The organism is Filimonas lacunae, assembly GCF_002355595.1.
Lineage (GTDB): Bacteria > Bacteroidota > Bacteroidia > Chitinophagales > Chitinophagaceae > Filimonas > Filimonas lacunae.
Genome location: NZ_AP017422.1, coordinates 3953723 through 3971078, shown reverse-complemented (window position 1 = coordinate 3971078; position 17356 = coordinate 3953723). Strand labels below are relative to the sequence as shown.

Annotated in this window: 17 protein-coding genes; 4 read left to right on the top strand and 13 right to left on the bottom strand. The window is 45.9% G+C overall.

The annotated features are described in order from the left end of the window. The first annotated feature begins 56 nt into the window (after positions 1-56). Positions 57-389, top strand: coding sequence for a hypothetical protein (locus FLA_RS15655; RefSeq protein WP_076377704.1), 333 nt, complete (start codon positions 57-59; stop codon positions 387-389). Between the two features lie 23 nt (positions 390-412). Here FLA_RS15655 and FLA_RS15650 read toward each other — a convergent pair whose 3' ends face one another. The 13 genes from FLA_RS15650 to FLA_RS15590 form a co-directional block, all read right to left on the bottom strand. Further along, entirely contained in the window at positions 413-1216 is an 804-nt protein-coding gene (locus FLA_RS15650) for a sulfite exporter TauE/SafE family protein (protein WP_076378442.1), read from the bottom strand. A 64-nt stretch (positions 1217-1280) separates the two neighbouring features. Next, positions 1281-1889, bottom strand: coding sequence for a Crp/Fnr family transcriptional regulator (locus FLA_RS15645; protein WP_076377706.1), 609 nt, complete (start codon positions 1887-1889; stop codon positions 1281-1283). Positions 1890-1921: 32 nt separating this feature from the next. Next, on the bottom strand, positions 1922-3649 hold the full coding sequence (locus FLA_RS15640) for a HAMP domain-containing sensor histidine kinase (protein WP_076377708.1): 1728 nt from the start codon (positions 3647-3649) through the stop codon (positions 1922-1924). Then, a complete protein-coding gene (locus FLA_RS15635) occupies positions 3649-4770 on the bottom strand; it encodes a universal stress protein (RefSeq protein WP_076377710.1) in 1122 nt (373 codons plus the stop codon). Before FLA_RS15635 ends, FLA_RS15640 begins: the two co-directional genes overlap by 1 nt. A gap of 52 nt (positions 4771-4822) precedes the next feature. Then, complete coding sequence (locus tag FLA_RS15630) at positions 4823-5437, bottom strand: GNAT family N-acetyltransferase (RefSeq protein ID WP_076377712.1); 615 nt, start codon at positions 5435-5437, stop codon at positions 4823-4825. A gap of 36 nt (positions 5438-5473) precedes the next feature. Then, a complete protein-coding gene (locus FLA_RS15625) occupies positions 5474-5917 on the bottom strand; it encodes a helix-turn-helix domain-containing protein (RefSeq protein WP_076377714.1) in 444 nt (147 codons plus the stop codon). Between the two features lie 70 nt (positions 5918-5987). Further along, complete coding sequence (locus FLA_RS15620) at positions 5988-7352, bottom strand: outer membrane beta-barrel protein (RefSeq protein WP_076377716.1); 1365 nt, start codon at positions 7350-7352, stop codon at positions 5988-5990. 38 nt (positions 7353-7390) lie between these two features. After that, complete coding sequence (locus FLA_RS15615; protein WP_076377718.1) at positions 7391-7945, bottom strand: K(+)-transporting ATPase subunit C; 555 nt, start codon at positions 7943-7945, stop codon at positions 7391-7393. 18 nt (positions 7946-7963) lie between these two features. Beyond that, a complete protein-coding gene (kdpB, locus tag FLA_RS15610; protein ID WP_076377720.1) occupies positions 7964-10018 on the bottom strand; it encodes a potassium-transporting ATPase subunit KdpB in 2055 nt (684 codons plus the stop codon). Between the two features lie 29 nt (positions 10019-10047). Further along, positions 10048-11760: a potassium-transporting ATPase subunit KdpA gene (gene kdpA, locus FLA_RS15605; RefSeq protein WP_076377722.1), complete on the bottom strand. Its 1713-nt coding sequence runs from the start codon at positions 11758-11760 to the stop codon at positions 10048-10050. 21 nt (positions 11761-11781) lie between these two features. Then, on the bottom strand, positions 11782-11859 hold the full coding sequence (kdpF, locus tag FLA_RS32070; protein ID WP_394337498.1) for a K(+)-transporting ATPase subunit F: 78 nt from the start codon (positions 11857-11859) through the stop codon (positions 11782-11784). Between the two features lie 150 nt (positions 11860-12009). Continuing rightward, entirely contained in the window at positions 12010-12369 is a 360-nt protein-coding gene (locus tag FLA_RS15595; protein ID WP_076377726.1) for a DUF7674 family protein, read from the bottom strand. A 272-nt stretch (positions 12370-12641) separates the two neighbouring features. Continuing rightward, positions 12642-13976: a sigma-54-dependent transcriptional regulator gene (locus tag FLA_RS15590; protein WP_076377728.1), complete on the bottom strand. Its 1335-nt coding sequence runs from the start codon at positions 13974-13976 to the stop codon at positions 12642-12644. A gap of 191 nt (positions 13977-14167) precedes the next feature. Between FLA_RS15590 and FLA_RS15585 the strand changes: the two genes are divergently transcribed. The 3 genes from FLA_RS15585 (at position 14168) to FLA_RS15575 (ending at position 17324) form a co-directional block, all read left to right on the top strand. Then, positions 14168-15103 carry an RpnC/YadD family protein gene (locus FLA_RS15585; RefSeq protein ID WP_076378444.1) on the top strand — a complete coding sequence of 312 codons (936 nt, stop codon included), beginning with the start codon at positions 14168-14170 and terminating at the stop codon, positions 15101-15103. 173 nt (positions 15104-15276) lie between these two features. Next, positions 15277-15789 (top strand): DUF4251 domain-containing protein, encoded by a 513-nt coding sequence (locus FLA_RS15580; protein ID WP_159445075.1) that lies wholly within the window; start codon positions 15277-15279, stop codon positions 15787-15789. Positions 15790-15992: 203 nt separating this feature from the next. Then, positions 15993-17324: a TolC family protein gene (locus FLA_RS15575; RefSeq protein ID WP_076377732.1), complete on the top strand. Its 1332-nt coding sequence runs from the start codon at positions 15993-15995 to the stop codon at positions 17322-17324. Positions 17325-17356 lie beyond the last annotated feature (32 nt).

Below are 17356 nucleotides of genomic sequence, written 5' to 3'. Positions count from 1 at the left end.
TACCGAAAGATTTTAACTTCTTACTATAATTGAGTATAATTTTTAGACTTTGTTTTATGTCAAATGGAAGAAATAGACGCAGGCCTGTACCTCATGCTGGTGATGATATCCAAATTGAAATCCAAAGAAGGTTGGAAGACGATTACTTTATTGACGACAATTTGACACTTACATCAGTAACTGGTGTAATTCCTTTGGGAGATAATCCCTTTTTTGTATGGGAAGGACGGCATAATAATGAATTGATTAGGGTTAGTCTTCGTAGGGGAGATTCTACTTTTCAGGCTGAGATTACAGGGACGTTGCCTGGAGGTTATCATCCTGATTGGGGAGGAGTAAGGGAGCAGTTGGATAAAGAGTTAATTAGAATTCTTCGTCCACTTAACTAATATTAGAGTTACTCTTTGATAATTTACCCATGCAATAAAAACCTCCCCATCATAAACAAACCCATACATAACACAAACCATCCAAAGGACTGCTTCAACGCCTTATCCTGTATAAACTTACTGGCATAAGCCCCAGCTAATATCCCAGTAATAGTGCAAGCCGAAAAGCTCACCAGGAAGCTCATATTCATATCCACATGTCTGCTTACATCTCCCAGTACACCCAGTAGAGAGCTCATGGTCATAATCAACAAGGATGTGCCTATTGCCTTTTTTACAGGTATGCGGGCGAACATGACTAGTGAGGGGATGATTAAAAAACCACCGCCTACGCCTATGAAGCCGGTAACGCCGCCTACCAGAATGCTCTGGCCTACCAGTAAGGGCTTGTTAGGGGCAATATTTTCATTGATGGGGTCTTCTGTTTTCTTTTTGCGTATCATGGCCAGGGCGGTAAATATCATTAAACAGGCAAAGGTGGCCATCAGCATGTCGGGTTTAATGAGTTCGTGGTGGCCGATGTTGCAAATGTGGCGGGGGATGGAGGGCATTATCCATTTGCGCATTACGAATACGGTAATAAGGGAGGGGATGCCGAACAGCAGGGCTATGGGAAGGATAACGTTGCCGTTGCGGTAGTGGCGAAAGGCGCCTACAGCACTGGTAAGACCCACGATGCAGAGGGAGTAGGTGGTGGCCAATACAGGATCGATACGAAAGCAGAACACGAGGATGGGTACCGTTAAAATAGAACCTCCGCCGCCAATTAATCCTAAAGACAACCCTACAAGAATAGCCGACAGGTATCCTGCAATAATAGTGAGCATGCTGTTGTTTATTTCCTTTCCGCCCAAAAATAGGCCGTTCGGGGTAGCTGGTTAGTGACTTTTGTTACATAGCGCCGGTGAGTATTACCCGGTTGCGACCCAGCAATATTTTGCCCCTTTTTTCCAGTTGCTTCAGCAGGCGGCTTATTACCTCGCGGGTAGTGCCCAGCTCTTCGGCAATTTGCTGGTGGGTGATGGTGAAGTCGTTGCTCTGGTACACCTCCTTTTTCTTGTTCAGCAGGGCCATAATGCGGTCGTCCAGTTGCTCAAAGGCAATGGCGTTGATTACCGTAAGCAGTTCTTCAAAACGTATGTGGTATAGATGGAATATGAAATTGGCCCATTCGGGGTACTTGGTAATCCACTCCTTGGCTTTGTTAATGGGGATGAAGAGTATTTCGGCGTCTTCTTCCACCATGGCGCGCACCTTACAGGTGTCCTCGTGCAGGCCGCTGAGGAAGGAGGTAATGCAGCTTTGACCTGGTTTCAGGTAGTATAATAGAATTTCCCGGCCCTCTTCTTCGGTACGCATAATGCGCACGCTGCCGTTTACCAGTATGAAAATAGACTGTATGTAACTGTTTTCTCTGAGTACCAGCGATCCTGCCGTCATCGTTTTACGGATGCCCACTTCTTCCATTTCCTGTTGCAACGCAGGAGAAAAATTATTCATGGTAACAAATGTAACAATTTCAGAATTACACCCTATCCCTTGAGTAACCGGAAGTAGAAGTTGCTGCCGGCGCCAATTTCGGTTTCTACCCCTATGGTGCCACCCTGGGCTTCAATGAATTCCTTGCAAATAGCCAGTCCCAGCCCGGTTCCGGCGCGGTTGCTGCCGGGTACCTGGAAGTAGCGGTCGAAGATTTTGTCCCTATATTTAGGGTCTATGCCGCGGCCGCTGTCTTTTACCGAAAATTGCACTTTCGTGTCCTGGTTTTTGATTTCAATCACTACCTGGGTGTTTTCGGGGGCGTAGCGGATGGCGTTGGTGAGAAAATTGATGAGTACCCAGGCCGTTTTTTCTTCATCGGCTTTTACGGGGTGTATCGCAGGCTCGTCTTTAACCTGCAGGGTAATTTGTTTCAGTTCGGCCTGCACTTTTACGGCGTCGAGGGCGTATTTGAGAATTTTATGCGGATCGCTTTGCTGTATGCTCAGTTGTATGTTGCCGGTTTCTACCTGGCTCAGGTTCAGCAGCTCGCCGGTGATGGTGAGCAGGCGGTTGCTATCGTCTTTTATCCCTTCCAGTAATTGTTTCTGTGCTTCGTTAATACTGCCGGTTTCTATTTTTTCCAGTAGCTGCACGCCCAGCTTAATGGAAGAGATGGGCGTTTTTAGCTCGTGCGATACGGTGGCGATGAAATTGGTTTTGGCAAAATCCAGCTCTTTAAATGGTGTAATGTTGCGCAGCACTATCACATGGCCCAGGTGTTTTTTCTGGGTTTCGCCGGTGGGGGTAATGCTGATGGTGATAATGTCTTTTTCAAAATAGCTTTCCTTGCCATCGGCATATATTTTAATAGGCGCGGCTTTTGGGCTGTTGGCTTCGGGTTGCATCATATCGCGTATCAGCAGGCGTATGAGATCGTTATGCACGGCTACGTCCTGGCTCAGGTGGCCTATCAGTTTATTGGCGGGCAGGCCGCTGATGCGAATGGCTTCTTCGTTGGCAAACAGCACGCGTTTGTTTTCGTCCAGCCCTATTACGGGGTCGTGCATGTTGTTGATGAGGGTTTCAATGCGTTTCTTTTCTACCAGTAGCTTGCTCAGGTTGCTGTTGTCGTATTCCTGCAGCTTTTCGGCCATGGTGTTAAAGCTGGATGCCAGCTCGCCAAATTCATCGCTTTGGGTGTAGTGTATGCGTTGTGCGTAGTTTTTGTTGGCGATTTGTTTTATGCTGCTGGTGAGTTCTTTTACGGGGTTGGCTATGTTGCCTGGCAGGTTTACCCACATGGTAAAGGCAATAATAAAGCAAAGGGTGCCGGCTACGGCTATCCACATATTGGCGTTGTGGGAGGTGTTTACGGCTTTATTGCTTTTGCGCTGGATGGCCTGCATGTTCAGCATCATAATGGTGGAAAGATCCTGACGCATGAGGGCGGCTACCGTTTTGTTGGTAGTGTCTTTACAATACTGGGTAAAATGGCCTTCCAGTTGCAGGGTGGCTTCTTTTTCGCCCGGCTCGGTAACGTTGGCCTTTTGCTGTTGCAGGTTGGTGGTAAACTGTTGCAGGGCCTGTGGTTGCTGGTTCACCTGGTCCAGCGCCAGTATCATTTTGCGCGCATATTCCAGGGTGTTGTAGTTAGAAACCAGTATGTTTTCGGTATCGTTTTTTAACGCGTTCACGTACACGCTGCTTACGATGGTTAACACCAACAGTAAGGTAAACAGCAATCCTATACCCAGCGTTAATTTGGTTTTGATGCGCATTATGAAAGTATTACAAGATCAATATCGTTTGAAGATAGCTTTTTCAGTATTTGGTTGAATACATTGGTGGATAATATTACTTTCAGCAGGCTGAGATGGGGCTTGCCCATGCAAATGGTGGTGATCTCTTTTTTCTCTGCTATTTCAATAATACCCTTGCCTATTTTGCTGTGCTGAATACGTATGACCTCGGCCCCCAGCTCGGTAGCCAGTTTAAAGTTGTTGATGAGATGGCGTTGCGAGGCCAGGCCTATTTTATCCATTTCTTCGCCGGGTGTTTGCACATACAGCACAAACCATTTGCTGCGGTAGTAAGCGGCCAGCCGCGCGGTTTTGCGGATGACCTTTTTGGCTACTTCGTGGTTGCTGCTGATGCAGGCCATAAAGCGCTCGTTGCGCATTTGCACGGCGCGGGGCAGTTCGGTTTCTATTTTACGTTCTACCTGCGTTACTACTTCTTTCAAAGCCAGCTCGCGCAGTTGCAGTATTTTTTCGGGCTGGAAAAAGTTTTGCAGCGATACGGCTACTTTATCCAGCGAGTATATTTTTCCTTCTTTTAAACGGGTTACCAGTTCATCGGCGGTGAGGTCGATGTTCACTACTTCATCGGCCTGTTGCAGCACGCTGTCGGGCACGCGTTCGTTAATGGCAATGCCGGTGATGTTTTTAATTTCTTCCTGCAGGCTTTCGAGGTGCTGGATGTTTACGGCGCTGATCACGTTAATGCCTTCGTTGAGTATTTGCATTACATCCTGCCAGCGTTTTTCGTTGCGGCTGCCTTCAATGTTGGTGTGGGCCAGTTCATCTATCACCACTACTTCGGGGTGCAGGTTAATAACGGCGTTCACATCCAGCTCGTCCAGTTCTTTGCCTTTGTAAAACAGTTTGCGGCGGGGGATGATGGGCAGGCCTTCGAGCAGGGCATGTGTTTCGGCGCGGTTATGGGTTTCGATATAGCCTATTTTTATGTCCACACCATTGCGCAGCAGGGCTTTGGCTTCCTGCAGCATGCGGTAGGTTTTGCCTACGCCGGGGCTCATGCCTATATATATCTTAAACTTACCGCGACGGCTTTGGCGGATGAGTTTTAAAAAGTGTTCTGCGTTTTTATCTTTTTCCATCTGAATAGCTTTATAGGTGGCGGGTTTGCGGGAGTGGGGCGTTTATCCGCGGCTATAATATCAGCTGTTTCACGTGTATAGTGAAGTTAGTGGATATCTCTGGCTTTTGCGAGGTATCAGCTATGTGTGCAGGGGTATACAGCAACGCGGTGCACAAACAGTTTTTAAAGCCTTTGCTGGTAAGGGTGTTGTAGTTAACGCAGCTTTTGCAGCCTTGCCAGAAAGCGGGATCGGTGGTGATTTCGTTAAAGGTAACGGGCTCGAAGCCGAAACGCATATTCATTTTCATGACAGATAAACCGGTGGTGATGCTGAAAATGCGGGCGTGGGGATATAGTTTGCGCGACAGGCGGAATATTTTGGTTTTGATGGCCCGGGCTACGCCGTTGCCACGGAAGGCGGGTGATACAATAAGGCCGGAGTTAGATACGAACTCGCCATTGCTCCATACATCTATATACGCAAAGCCTACCCATTGGTGGTTGCTGGTGAGGGCTATTACAGCTTTGCCTTCGGTCATTTTCTGGATAATAGATTCGGGACTGCGTTTGGCTATGCCGGTGCCGCGTGCTATGGCGGAGCTTTCCATTTCGGCAGTTATTTCCGGTGCGTAGGGGGCGTCGTTTGCGGTGGCTATGCGTACTATTATCGGGTCTTCTGTGTTCATTCTTGCTTTTTTAAAATCGTGCCAGTGTATTGGTTGTTAGCCGGGATAGGTTGTGCAAAGGCTGGCGTTGAGTTTTTTGAGTTCCAGTAATATATCTTTCAAATCATTATTAAAGTCCTGCATATACCTGTTCATGATCATGCCACCGGAATGGGTGTGTTGCTGGTGATGGCTGCTTAATGCCGCGTGCAGGCTGCCGTTAGCTACCGGTGGCGGAGTAGTAGTGGGTAATGCAGGTGTGGTGGTGGTTTCGGCAGGTTGGCGAAATACGAGGGAGGTATCGTTGCTATCGCTGAATATCCAGTTAAGGTCAATGCCTTTTTCGTACAGGAAATGGATGTATTCCGTAGGGATGAATTTTTTCTCGCCCCGTTCCATTACACTTATCGCTGCTGCATTGATGCCAGCTTGTTCTGCGGCTTCTTTCTGACTGAGGGAGAGAAAGGTGCGTGCTATAAAAAGTCTGTCAAAAGCATTCATACAAAGTGTTTTAAAGGATGTGTGTAAAAAAAAGGTGGTGGGGCCAGCTGAAGGCCCCACCGGGTTGCATTTACAACCGGAATAATATGGCTAATACAAACCGGGATTCCTGTTTCACCAGGTCGGGTCGCCAGTTAGGATCTAACACGGAGGTGGAGTAACCTGTTTGGGAGGTAACGCCGCCCTGTCCGGCAAAGTAGGGCACATCAGCATGTCTGTTCACAAACTCAGCACGGAAGGTGATACTTTGGTTGGGCATATAGTCGAAATTGGTTGACCAATCCCAGCCAAAGAACTGATCGCCAGGGTTGGCACTGAAAGGAAAAGCGCCTTCGGTTTTTGTGGGATCAAGTGGGTTGGGCAGCGGGCTGGCCTGGCCGGTAGGGTACAGTACCAGGTAGCGGCCGGGGTTTTTCATTACGCCGCCGCCTACTGTCCATGCAAACCTGTTTTTGTTAAACCATATTCTGTTGTAGAACATAGAGCTTAAAAAGTATTGTGCGGGGCCTTTTACTGCATCGTCTTTAAAACCGTTTACGCCACCGCCTTTTTCAAAGCCGATATCTCCTGTCCACGAGAAAGCCATACGACTGATGCCTTTTGATTTAGGTTTGTTCAGATAGCGCACCAGGATGCTGTTATCGGAATGGAAACGTTTTCTGTCCGGTATGCAAGCAGCATCGCTACCGTAGTAGTTGTTGGTTAACATTTTAAGGTTGCTGGTGGGCATCCAGGTAAGGTTAAATCCGAAGCCGGGCATGCTGTTGAACTTGCCATAGCTTTGCCAGCCGTTAATTAACCAGGGTTCAAATTTCAGATGTTTGGTAGGGAATATCTGTATACGCACCCCATTAAAAAACCAGGGGGTATTGTCGGAGGTAAAGGATGCCTGATATTCCCAGTTTTCGGGTTGGTAGTAAGAGTTAAGCCCGATATAACTCATAAACATACCTGCATCGATGTTGATGCCATACCATTTATCGATATGATAGCCTGCATAAGCCTCACTTAAGTAACGGTAAACGTTGGCCAGCTGATATTGTCCGCGGTAAGGGCTATAGTCGTTGCGGGGCACTACAATAGAGCGGGTGCCAAATTGAGTCATCACACGTGCCCTTGCATTCTTATATACAAAGTCGCCACCGAAATGTAAGGCAGATAACTGTATTTCATTATTGCGGGCCAGAGCGGTAGAACCTACTACTGTGTTATCGTTCGGGTTGTTGAACGAGTGGGTGTAGTTAATGTCCATCAAAATGCTGGGCGTAAAGTAGGGTACGTTTTTAAATACAGAAGAGTCTCTTCTGTCGTTACCGTTTTGCCATGTCTGGTCAATGTCTTCAAAGGGGATTTTGGTGACGGTGGTTGTGTCTGTCTGAGCTTTTACGTTCAGGGCCACAGCGCCCAGCGCCACGCCCAATAAAACCTGTTTCATCTTTTGTTTTTTTAGTTAATCACCGGTTTTGTTTCGGTTTATTTGATTTGGTCCAATGCAATGTTGAGTTGCAGTACGTTTATTTTTTGTGGTCCGAATAATGGTTTTACGGTATGCTCTGCGATTAGTGTGTTCAGCTTTTGCTGCGGAATATGACGCAATATGCTGATGCGGTTTACCTGTATAGCAGCGCTGGCAGGTGAAATATCCGGGTCAAGGCCGCTACCGCTGGCGGTAACCAGTTCGGCAGGTATCTGTCGTTTGTAAATGCCGGGGTTGTGTACCAGGAAGGTGTCAATTCTATCCTGTACTGTTTTCAGGTAATCGGGGTTAGACGGGCCTTTGTTGCTGCCGGCGCTGCCTGCGGCGTTATAACCTACAGCAGAGGGGCGGCCCTGGAAATATTCATCTTTGGTAAAGCTTTGTCCTATTTTGGCATAGCCCACTACCTTACCATTTACTTCTACGGTTTCGCCCTTGCCCTGGCCGGGTGCCAGGCGGCCTACTGCGGCAATGAACAGCGGGTAGAGTACAGCACATAGTACAATCATCACTATGGTGAGTTTAACGGAAGACATCATATACTTCAACATAAAAAATGCGTTTATTGATTACATAAAAAAGGCCAGTAGCATGTCAATGAGCTTAATACCTATAAAGGGTATCAGCACACCACCCAGGCCATATATCAACAGGTTTCTTCTTAATAAGGCACTGGCACCAATGGGTTTGTAAGCCACACCTTTTAATGCCAGCGGAATCAATGCAGGTATGATGATGGCGTTGAAAATAACCGCGGAAAGTATAGCGCTTTCAGGGCTTTTCAGGTGCATGATGTTTAACCCCTGCAGGGCTGGTAAAGAAGAGATGAACAGGGCCGGAACAATAGCAAAGTATTTGGCTACGTCGTTGGCTATGGAGAAGGTGGTAAGGGTACCGCGTGTCATTAACAGTTGTTTGCCTATTTCCACTATCTCAATCAGCTTGGTAGGGTCGTTGTCTAAGTCCACCATGTTACCGGCTTCTTTAGCGGCCTGTGTTCCGCTGTTCATAGCTACACCTACATCGGCCTGTGCCAGTGCGGGCGCATCGTTGGTGCCATCGCCCATCATTGCTACCAGTTTACCGCTTTCCTGTTCCTGGCGGATATAGCGCATTTTGTCTTCGGGTTTCGCTTCGGCAATGAAGTCGTCCACACCGGCTTTTTCGGCAATGAACTTAGCGGTAAGCGGGTTGTCGCCGGTAACCATTACGGTTTTTACACCCATGCGGCGCAGGCGCTCGAAACGTTCACGAATGCCGGGTTTGATAATGTCCTGTAATTCTATTACACCGTGTACCTTGTCGTTATAGCTTACTACCAGCGGGGTTCCGCCGTTAGAAGAGATGGCTTTTACTCTTTCCTCAGTTTCGGTAGGGAAAGGATTACCGGCGCGGGTTACCAGGTTTCTGATGGCATCGAATGCGCCTTTGCGTATTTTATTGCCATCAATATCAATGCCACTGCTGCGGGTTTCGGCGGTGAAGGCAATAAAGCGGGCCTGTTCTTTTTTTACATAACGGCTGTTAATGCCCAGCGTATGTGCCAGTTCTATAATAGACTTGCCTTCCGGTGTTTCATCGGCCAGGGAAGCCATTACACAGGCGCTGATAAAGTCTTTATCTTCTACACCATTGCTGGGCCAGAAATGGGTGGCTTTACGGTTACCGATGGTGATGGTGCCAGTTTTATCCAGCAGCAGGGTATCCAGGTCGCCAGCTGTTTCTACGGCTTTACCACTTTTAGTGATCACATTGGCACGTAAGGCACGGTCCATACCGGCAATACCGATGGCGCTTAACAAACCGCCGATGGTGGTAGGTATCAGGCACACAAACAGCGATACAAAAGCAGCAATGGTAATAGGGGTGCTGGCATAGTCGCCAAAAGGTTTTAAGGTAACACACACGATCACAAACACCAGGGTAAAGCTGGCCAGCAGAATGGTTAAGGCTATTTCGTTCGGTGTTTTCTGACGGCTGGCGCCTTCTACCAGTGCAATCATCTTATCGAGGAAGCTTTCGCCGGGCTCGGTAGTAACACGTACTTTAATGCGATCGCTTAACACTTTGGTACCACCCGTTACGGATGATTTATCGCCACCGGATTCGCGGATAACAGGGGCGCTTTCGCCGGTGATAGCACTTTCATCTATCGTGGCCAGGCCTTCTATAATTTCACCGTCCATAGGGATGGTATCGCCTGCTTCGCAAACGAACACATCGCCTTTTACCAGTTGGGAAGAAGGAACTACTCTTATTTCGTCGGTAACAATTTCGCCAACAGGGAATACTTTTTTAGCCGGTGTGTCTTCCCGTGTTTTGCGCAGGCTTTGTGCCTGTGCCTTACCTCTTGCTTCGGCTATGGCTTCGGCAAAGTTGGCAAACAGCAGGGTTAAGAATAATACAATGAACACCGCCAGGTTATAGCCAAATGAACCTTGTGTTGTATCGCCGGTAACAACGGTAAGCACTGTTACTGCCAGCATAATGGCGGTGCCTATTTCTACGGTAAACATTACCGGGTTGCGAAACAGGATGCGCGGGTTTAATTTAATAAAGGATTGTTGCAGTGCTTCTTTTACCAAAGCGCCTTCGAACAACCTTGTTTTATTTCTGGTAGACATAATACGTTATTAATGATGTGTGAAAACGATTAAAACAGGTGGAAATGTTCGGCAATGGGTCCCAGTGTTAATGCGGGGAAGAAGGCCAGTGCCGCCAGTATCATAATAACAGCATAGGTCATAATGCCAAAGGTGGCGGTATCGGTTTGTAAAGTACCGGCGGTTTGCGGCGTGTACTTTTTCTGTGCCAGTAAACCTGCTATGGCTATAGGGCCAATGATGGGTATAAACCTGCCCAGTATCATTACAAAGCCTGTGGTTACGTTCCAGAAGATGTTGTTATCACCTAAGCCTTCAAAGCCCGAACCGTTGTTGGCAGAAGCCGAAGTGTATTCATACAACATTTCGGAGAAGCCGTGGCTGCCAGGGTTGTTTAGCCAGGCAGATGGTTTAACGGCCCAGTTGATTTCGGGGTGATGCACCGCGAAGAAGGCCGACAGGGCTGTACCTGCTAATACTAATAAGGGGTGTAATAAGGCGATGATAGCGGCTATTTTCATTTCACGCGCTTCTACTTTACGGCCCATGAATTCGGGTGTGCGGCCTACCATTAAGCCGGAGATAAACACGGCAATGATGAGGAAGATAAAGTAGTTGAGTAAGCCTACGCCTTTACCTCCATAGAAACAGTTGGTCATCATACCCAGCATTTGCATAGCACCTGATAATGGCATGGAGCTGTCGTGCATGGAGTTGACAGAACCGGTGGAAATAACAGTGGTCATAATTTGCCAGTAGGCAGAGGCAGCTACGCCAAAGCGAACTTCTTTGCCTTCCATTGCGGTGGCATCGGCTAAGCCCAGTTTATGAAAAGCAGGGTTGCCGTTTAACTCTGATACCATGTTAGGTATCATGAAGGTGAGCATACCCAGTGTCATTACACCGAATATGACATAACCCAGCCTGCGGCGCATGATAAAGAAACCGAAGGCAAACACCAGGGCCATAGGCAGTATCACCTGTGCGATAATTTCTACCATGTTGGTAATGTAGTTGGGGTTTTCCAGCGGGTGAGCACTGTTGGCGCCAAACCAGCCACCACCGTTGGTGCCCAGGTGTTTAATGGCTATCATACCGGCTGCGGGGCCGCGTGATACCTGTACGCTATCGCCTTGCAGGGTTACAATACTGTCTTTACCGTCAAAGCTGGTAGGGGTGCCGTTGAAGGCCAGTATTACGGCCATAATAATTGCTAAAGGCAGCAGTATGCGGGTGATAGACTGGGTGAAGAACACGAAAAAGTTGCCCAGTTTGGTAGTGGTTTTTTCGGCAAAGGCCCTAAACAGTACGGCTACAGCGGCTACGCCGGTGGCTGCTGACACAAACTGTAAAAATGTAACCACTATTAACTGGGTTAAGTAGGTTAACCCGGTTTCGCCGGAGTAGTGCTGCAGGTTACAGTTGACCAAAAAGCTGATGGCAGTGTTAAACGACAAGTCAGGTGTCATGCCGGGGTTGCCATCGGGATTTAAAGGAAGCTTGTTTTGGTACAGTAACACAAAAAAAGCATACAACAGCCAAACCAGGTTAATACAGAGCAAAGCAGCCATATGCTGCTTCCAATTCATTTCTTTTGCGGGATCGATACCGCATATTTTATAGATAAACCTTTCAAAAGGTTTCAGGAAGTCGGTAATTGTTTTTTCTCCCTTAAATACTTTGGCTATGTATTTTCCTAACGGAAAGGCTATCAGTACGGTGAGGAGGAACGACACTACAACGCCTGTTATTTCTGTATTCATCAGATAATAGATTTACGGGGGTTAAAATTTTTCCGGTTTCAGCAGTACATATACCAGGTACACAAAAACCAGGAGAGACAGTATAAAAATGACATTCATCATATTGGTATGTTTTTGTTGTGTAACGGATATTTATATGTTTTCGAAAAAGCCGATGCACTTGTAAAAAATGTAGAAGCAAAACAGACAGGCGGCAACGAGTGTGATAGTGAGCATATATAGTAATTTATATGTGAGAATTTCTATTGATTAAATGCCTGATTTCAATACCTGCTGCACGTAAGCGGAATAGAGGTTTATGGGCATTTTAGCCTGTAATAAGCGCCATTCTACTTTGTTGCAGGTTAAACGGAAGGCGGAGAAGGAGTACACAAACACGTTGACCACCGCGTTTTGTACGGCTGCATTACCACGGGTGTAAATGCGATCGGCCAGCTTCATACATTTCTGAATAGATAACAGGTCGTGGGCGTTACACATTTTTTGTGTGTAGTTGGCCAGAATGTGTACAGCGTTGTTTACGTTGCAGGGTTGAGGTTGTTCAATAATCTCGTCTCTCAGCTCTGGTATTCTTTCAGCTATTAAGGCTGGTACTTCATATTGATTCATACTGTGTGATTATATACCACAGTAGAAGCGAAAGATGTGCCCGTGCCGGTTTTTAGTGGGGAGTTGCTAGTTGGAAGTGTTTGCTGGTAATGGTTTGGGTTATTTTTTGATTTTGTGCCAGATTTTCAGGGAAATAAAAAACCTTCTCATTTTGAGAAGGTTTTATCAATATGATAGGGTGATTTGAGAAACGGCTACTGGGTTTGGTGCGTGGTTGGAGGAGGGATGTTTACCTGTAAAACCTCTCTTTTGCCCAATGTAGAACGTTTTGTTTACAGACCGTATTCATCAATTTTTCGGTATAAAGTGGCGGTGCCAATGTTGAGCAGGCGGGCAGCTTCGGCTTTATTATTACGGGTGTGGTTGAGCACGCGTTGTATGTGCAGCTTTTCTACGCTGGCCAGGTCGAAAGCGGAGAGGGACTGTTGTTTAGACGGGGCTGCGTTTACATCGGCTGGCAGCTGGTCGGTAGTCAATTCGCTGCCACTGCTTAATATAACGGCGCGCTCAATAATGTTTTTGAGTTCGCGGATATTGCCGGGCCAGTGGTAAGCTTGTAATCGCTCTAAAAACGCTTCACTCATGTGTGGCGGCTGTTTGTTGGTTTTGTCGGCGAATTGCTGGATGAATAATTCTGCCAGCACACGTATGTCTTTTACCCTTTCGCGCAGGGCGGGCAGGTATATTTCAAATATGTTCAGCCGAAAATACAAATCGCTGCGGAAGCGGTGTTCTTCGCTTTCTTTTTTTAAATCGCGGTTGGTGGCGGCAATAAGGCGGAAATTGCTTTTACTGGCCTTGGTGTCGCCCACTTTAATAAATTCGCTGGTTTCCAGCACGCGCAACAGTTTGGCCTGTAATTCTAAGGGCATTTCGCCTATTTCATCCAGGAACAGGGTACCGCCGTTGGCTTCTTCAATTAATCCTTTCTGGTCTTTAGTGGCGCCGGTGAACGAACCTTGTTTGTGGCCGAACAATTCGCTTTCCATCATTTCTTTGCTAAAAGTGCTACAGTTGAGGGCTACAAAGCTTTTACCGCAGCGGCTGCTGGCCTGGTGTATGGCCTGGGCAAATACCTCTTTACCCGTGCCGGTTTCGCCGGTGAGCAATACTGATGTGTCTACCGGGGCTACTTTCTGGGCCAGCTCAATGGCATCCTGTATGGCTTTAGACTTGCTGCTGATGGTTTTGAAGGAGTATTTTTCGCCTACCCGTTTTTCCAGTTCCTGCACCCGCTTTTGCAACTGGGCTTTTTCGAGGGCACGGTGGAGGAGGGGGACTATTTTATCGTTATCATCGCCTTTGGTAATATAATCGAACGCCCCGTTTTTAATAGCCTGCACGCCGTCGGCAATGTTACCATAGGCGGTGAGGAGTATAATTTCTACCTGTGGGTAAGTGGTTTTTATTTGCTGCACCAGTTGCACGCCGTTGGCGTCGGGCAGTTTAACATCGCACAATACCACATCAATGTTTTCGAGCGCCAGTTTCTTTAATCCTGATTTGCCGTCGCCAGCTTCTGTAACCTCAAATCCTTCGCTGCGTAATATCCGGGAGAGTAATCCTCTGAGTTTTTCTTCGTCGTCAATAACCAATATGCTTTTCAATGCATCAGTATTTATGGTGTAAAAGTAGTTATTGCCGGGAAGCGACGTTGCTTTTCTATTGGCAAATACATGGTTATGTATTGTTTTTATGGATTGACTGGTTATTAAAATGGCCGCAGGCTGTTTATTGCCAATGTATGCTGAACAAAATGAACAGCTATAAGCCAGTTGGCTGTTTTATTTTAGAGCATATGAGTGTTAACCAATTGCTGCCTGCTACAGAACCCACCCAGCAAAGAAGGGATATATTATGGAAAGGAATAATGGAGGATTTGTTTGCTGATTTTTTGCGTTTCTTTTTTATAGATGCGGATGAGCATTTTGATATAGACCGTGGTTTTGAATTTCTGGAAAAGGAATTGCATGAGATAAGTCCGGGTGAATCTGTTACACATCCCAGGTATGTAGATAAGCTGGTAAAGGCCTGGTACAAAGATGGAACAGAAAAGTGGTTGTTGATACATGTAGAGATACAAGGATATCCTGATACCTTATTTGCTGCGCGCATGTACACTTATTTTTACCGGATATGTGATAAGTTTCAGCGGGAAGTAACCACTTTAGCTATTTATACAGATAATGATGAACATTATCATCCCGATAGGTATGTATACGAATGTCATGGAACCAGTTTTGTGTTTCGGTTCAATACTTATAAGGTGAAAGGGCAGGATATAGAGCTACTGGAGCAGTGTAATAACCCTTTTGCTACGGTGATTTTGGCGGTGTTGACATCATTACAGCAAAAGGAATATTCACAGGGGAGATTGTTTGAATTGTATGTTGTGCTGGTACGCAAGTTGTTTCAGAAGAGTTATTCAAAGGAAAAAATTGATAAACTGGTACAGTTTATTAAGCGACATGCCAATTTTGGAGATTCGGAACTAATTCATAAATTTGAAGAGGAGATTGAAGTTTTTAATCAAAAACTTGAGCATATGGGTATCTACGAGGAAATATTGCAATACGAGACGGGAATCGCTGAGGCACGTGGAGAACTGAACAGCAAAAAGAAGGTTGTTAAGAATTTACTGTCTGGAACAGATTTTTCGATTCAAACCATTGCAGAGTTGGCAGACGTTTCGATAGATTTTGTAATTGAAATCAAAAACACCCTTCAAGGGTAAACTTTATAAAAAACTTTTAGCATGGCTTTTACCACCCGGTAAGAGCCATTTTTATTGTATGCCTGTGGGGATGTGTTGTATTTATTACCGTTGTAGGCGCTGCTTTACTACATTACTGAACTTCTTACGGCTAAATAGTGTTATATTAGTGTACCGTTTTGAAAATGAATGCGATGAAAACACGTCTGTTACCCTTTATGATCGGGTGCCTGTTAATGGCATTGCCTGGTGCGCGCATTATTGCCCAGGATAGTGGGAAGACGAGTAAAAAAACGGCTTCACAAACGGAATTAGCTGCAAACATCCATTCCCGCACTTACCTTTTTCAGGCACAGAGCGCCACACCCATGAGTGGCAGGGTAATACAACTGACCGGTGGTTATGAAGTAAAAGTGAAAAATGACACGGTGGTGGTATACTTACCTTATTATGGTCGTGCCTTTCAGGCTCCGCTGGACCCTACCAAAGGGCCGCTTGATTTTACCTCTACACAATTTAAGTACACCCTTACCGAACGCAAAAAGGGGGGATGGAATATTCTGATCACTCCCTCTGACGGGGGAGATGTAAGACAATTATCATTTACCGTGTCGGAAAATGGATATACCTCTTTGCAGGTAACCAGTAATAACCGGCAACCTATTTCTTTTTATGGTACCCTTGGTGCTATAAAAAAGAGAAAATAGCGGGAGAAACCACGTTTTTTCGGTGAGGGGACAAAAAAATTAATCAAACGTTTAATTTGATTTAGGCAATCCTTATATCTTTGCAACAATTTTTAGTATAACCCAACCAACTGCAGGAGTACACGCTAACCCTGAGAATGAATGATTTGTGTGTAAGGACGACGACATTTTAGTAAACAGGATTTATTTATAGACATAGAAGTATGAAACGACTCATTTTTACATTGAGCTGGCTGATAACAGGTGGCATTAGTATGCCCATGTTAGCCCAGCAGCGGACGGGAGATTCTCTGTTACAGGAGGCTACCCTGCAAAGCGTTATTCAGTACGCCATTGTGCATCAACCACTGGTGCAGCAGGCGATCATTGATGAAAACATCACCAACGAAACCATCAAAACCAAACTGGCCGACTGGTATCCTCAGTTGAATTTCAACTACTCTTACCAGAACAACTTCCAGTTAACAAGAAGTTTGTTTCCAGGCAACCCTCAACCGGTGGCCATTGGTGCTTACAACACCTCGGCAGGTCAGTTTGTGGCTTCACAAACCTTGTTTAACAGGGATGTGTTGCTGGCTGCCAAAACAAAAGGAGAGGTAAGAACACAGTCGAAACAAAACACCGTTAAAAACAAGATTGATGTAACCGTAAGTGTTAGCAAGGCGTTTTATGATGTGTTGGCGACTATTGAGCAAATTAAGGTGAGCCAGCAGGATATTGTAAGGCTGGAAAGCAGCCTGAAAAATGCAGAAGCGCAATATAAAGCGGGTGTAACTGATAAAACGGATTACAAGCGTGCTACTATTTCGCTGAACAATGCCAAAGCGGCTTTATCTACCAATATTGCGGTACTGAAATCGAAGAAAGAATATTTGAAGTACGTGATGGGGTATCCTTCCGGTAACGATTTAAATATCGTATACGACAGCCTTCAAATGGAGAAGGAAGTGGATATGGATACTTTACAGGCTCCTAACTTCAACAACCGTATAGAATACCAACAGTTGTTAACGCAACGCAAATTAATGGAAGCGAATGTGCGGTATGAAAAAACAAGTTTTATACCAACTGCTTCTCTGAGCTCTGCCTACAACCTGAACTATCTGAATGATAAGTTAAGCAAGTTGTATAATAATAACTATCCCAACTCTTATATCAACCTGACTATTGGTGTACCTATTTTCCAGGGTGGTAAAAGAACTTCAAAGATCCGTTCAGCTGAATGGTCGCTCAAGAGAACTGACTGGGATATCAAAAACCTGCAAAGTTCAGTTAACAGCGAATACAGCCAGGCGCAGGCTAACTATAAAAGCTACTTAGCCAACTACATTGCTTTAAAAGAAAATATGGAACTGGCGCAGGAGGTGTATGATGTTATTCAGCTGCAGTATAAGAATGGTATTAAAACCTACTTAGAAGTTATTACTTCTGAATCTGACTTACGTACTGCACGTATTAATTACTATAATGCTTTGTATACGGTGCTGGCAAGCAAGGTAGATGTTCAAAAATCTTTAGGACAGATTACTTATTAAGAAGCACACTTTTAAATTCATAAGACTAATGC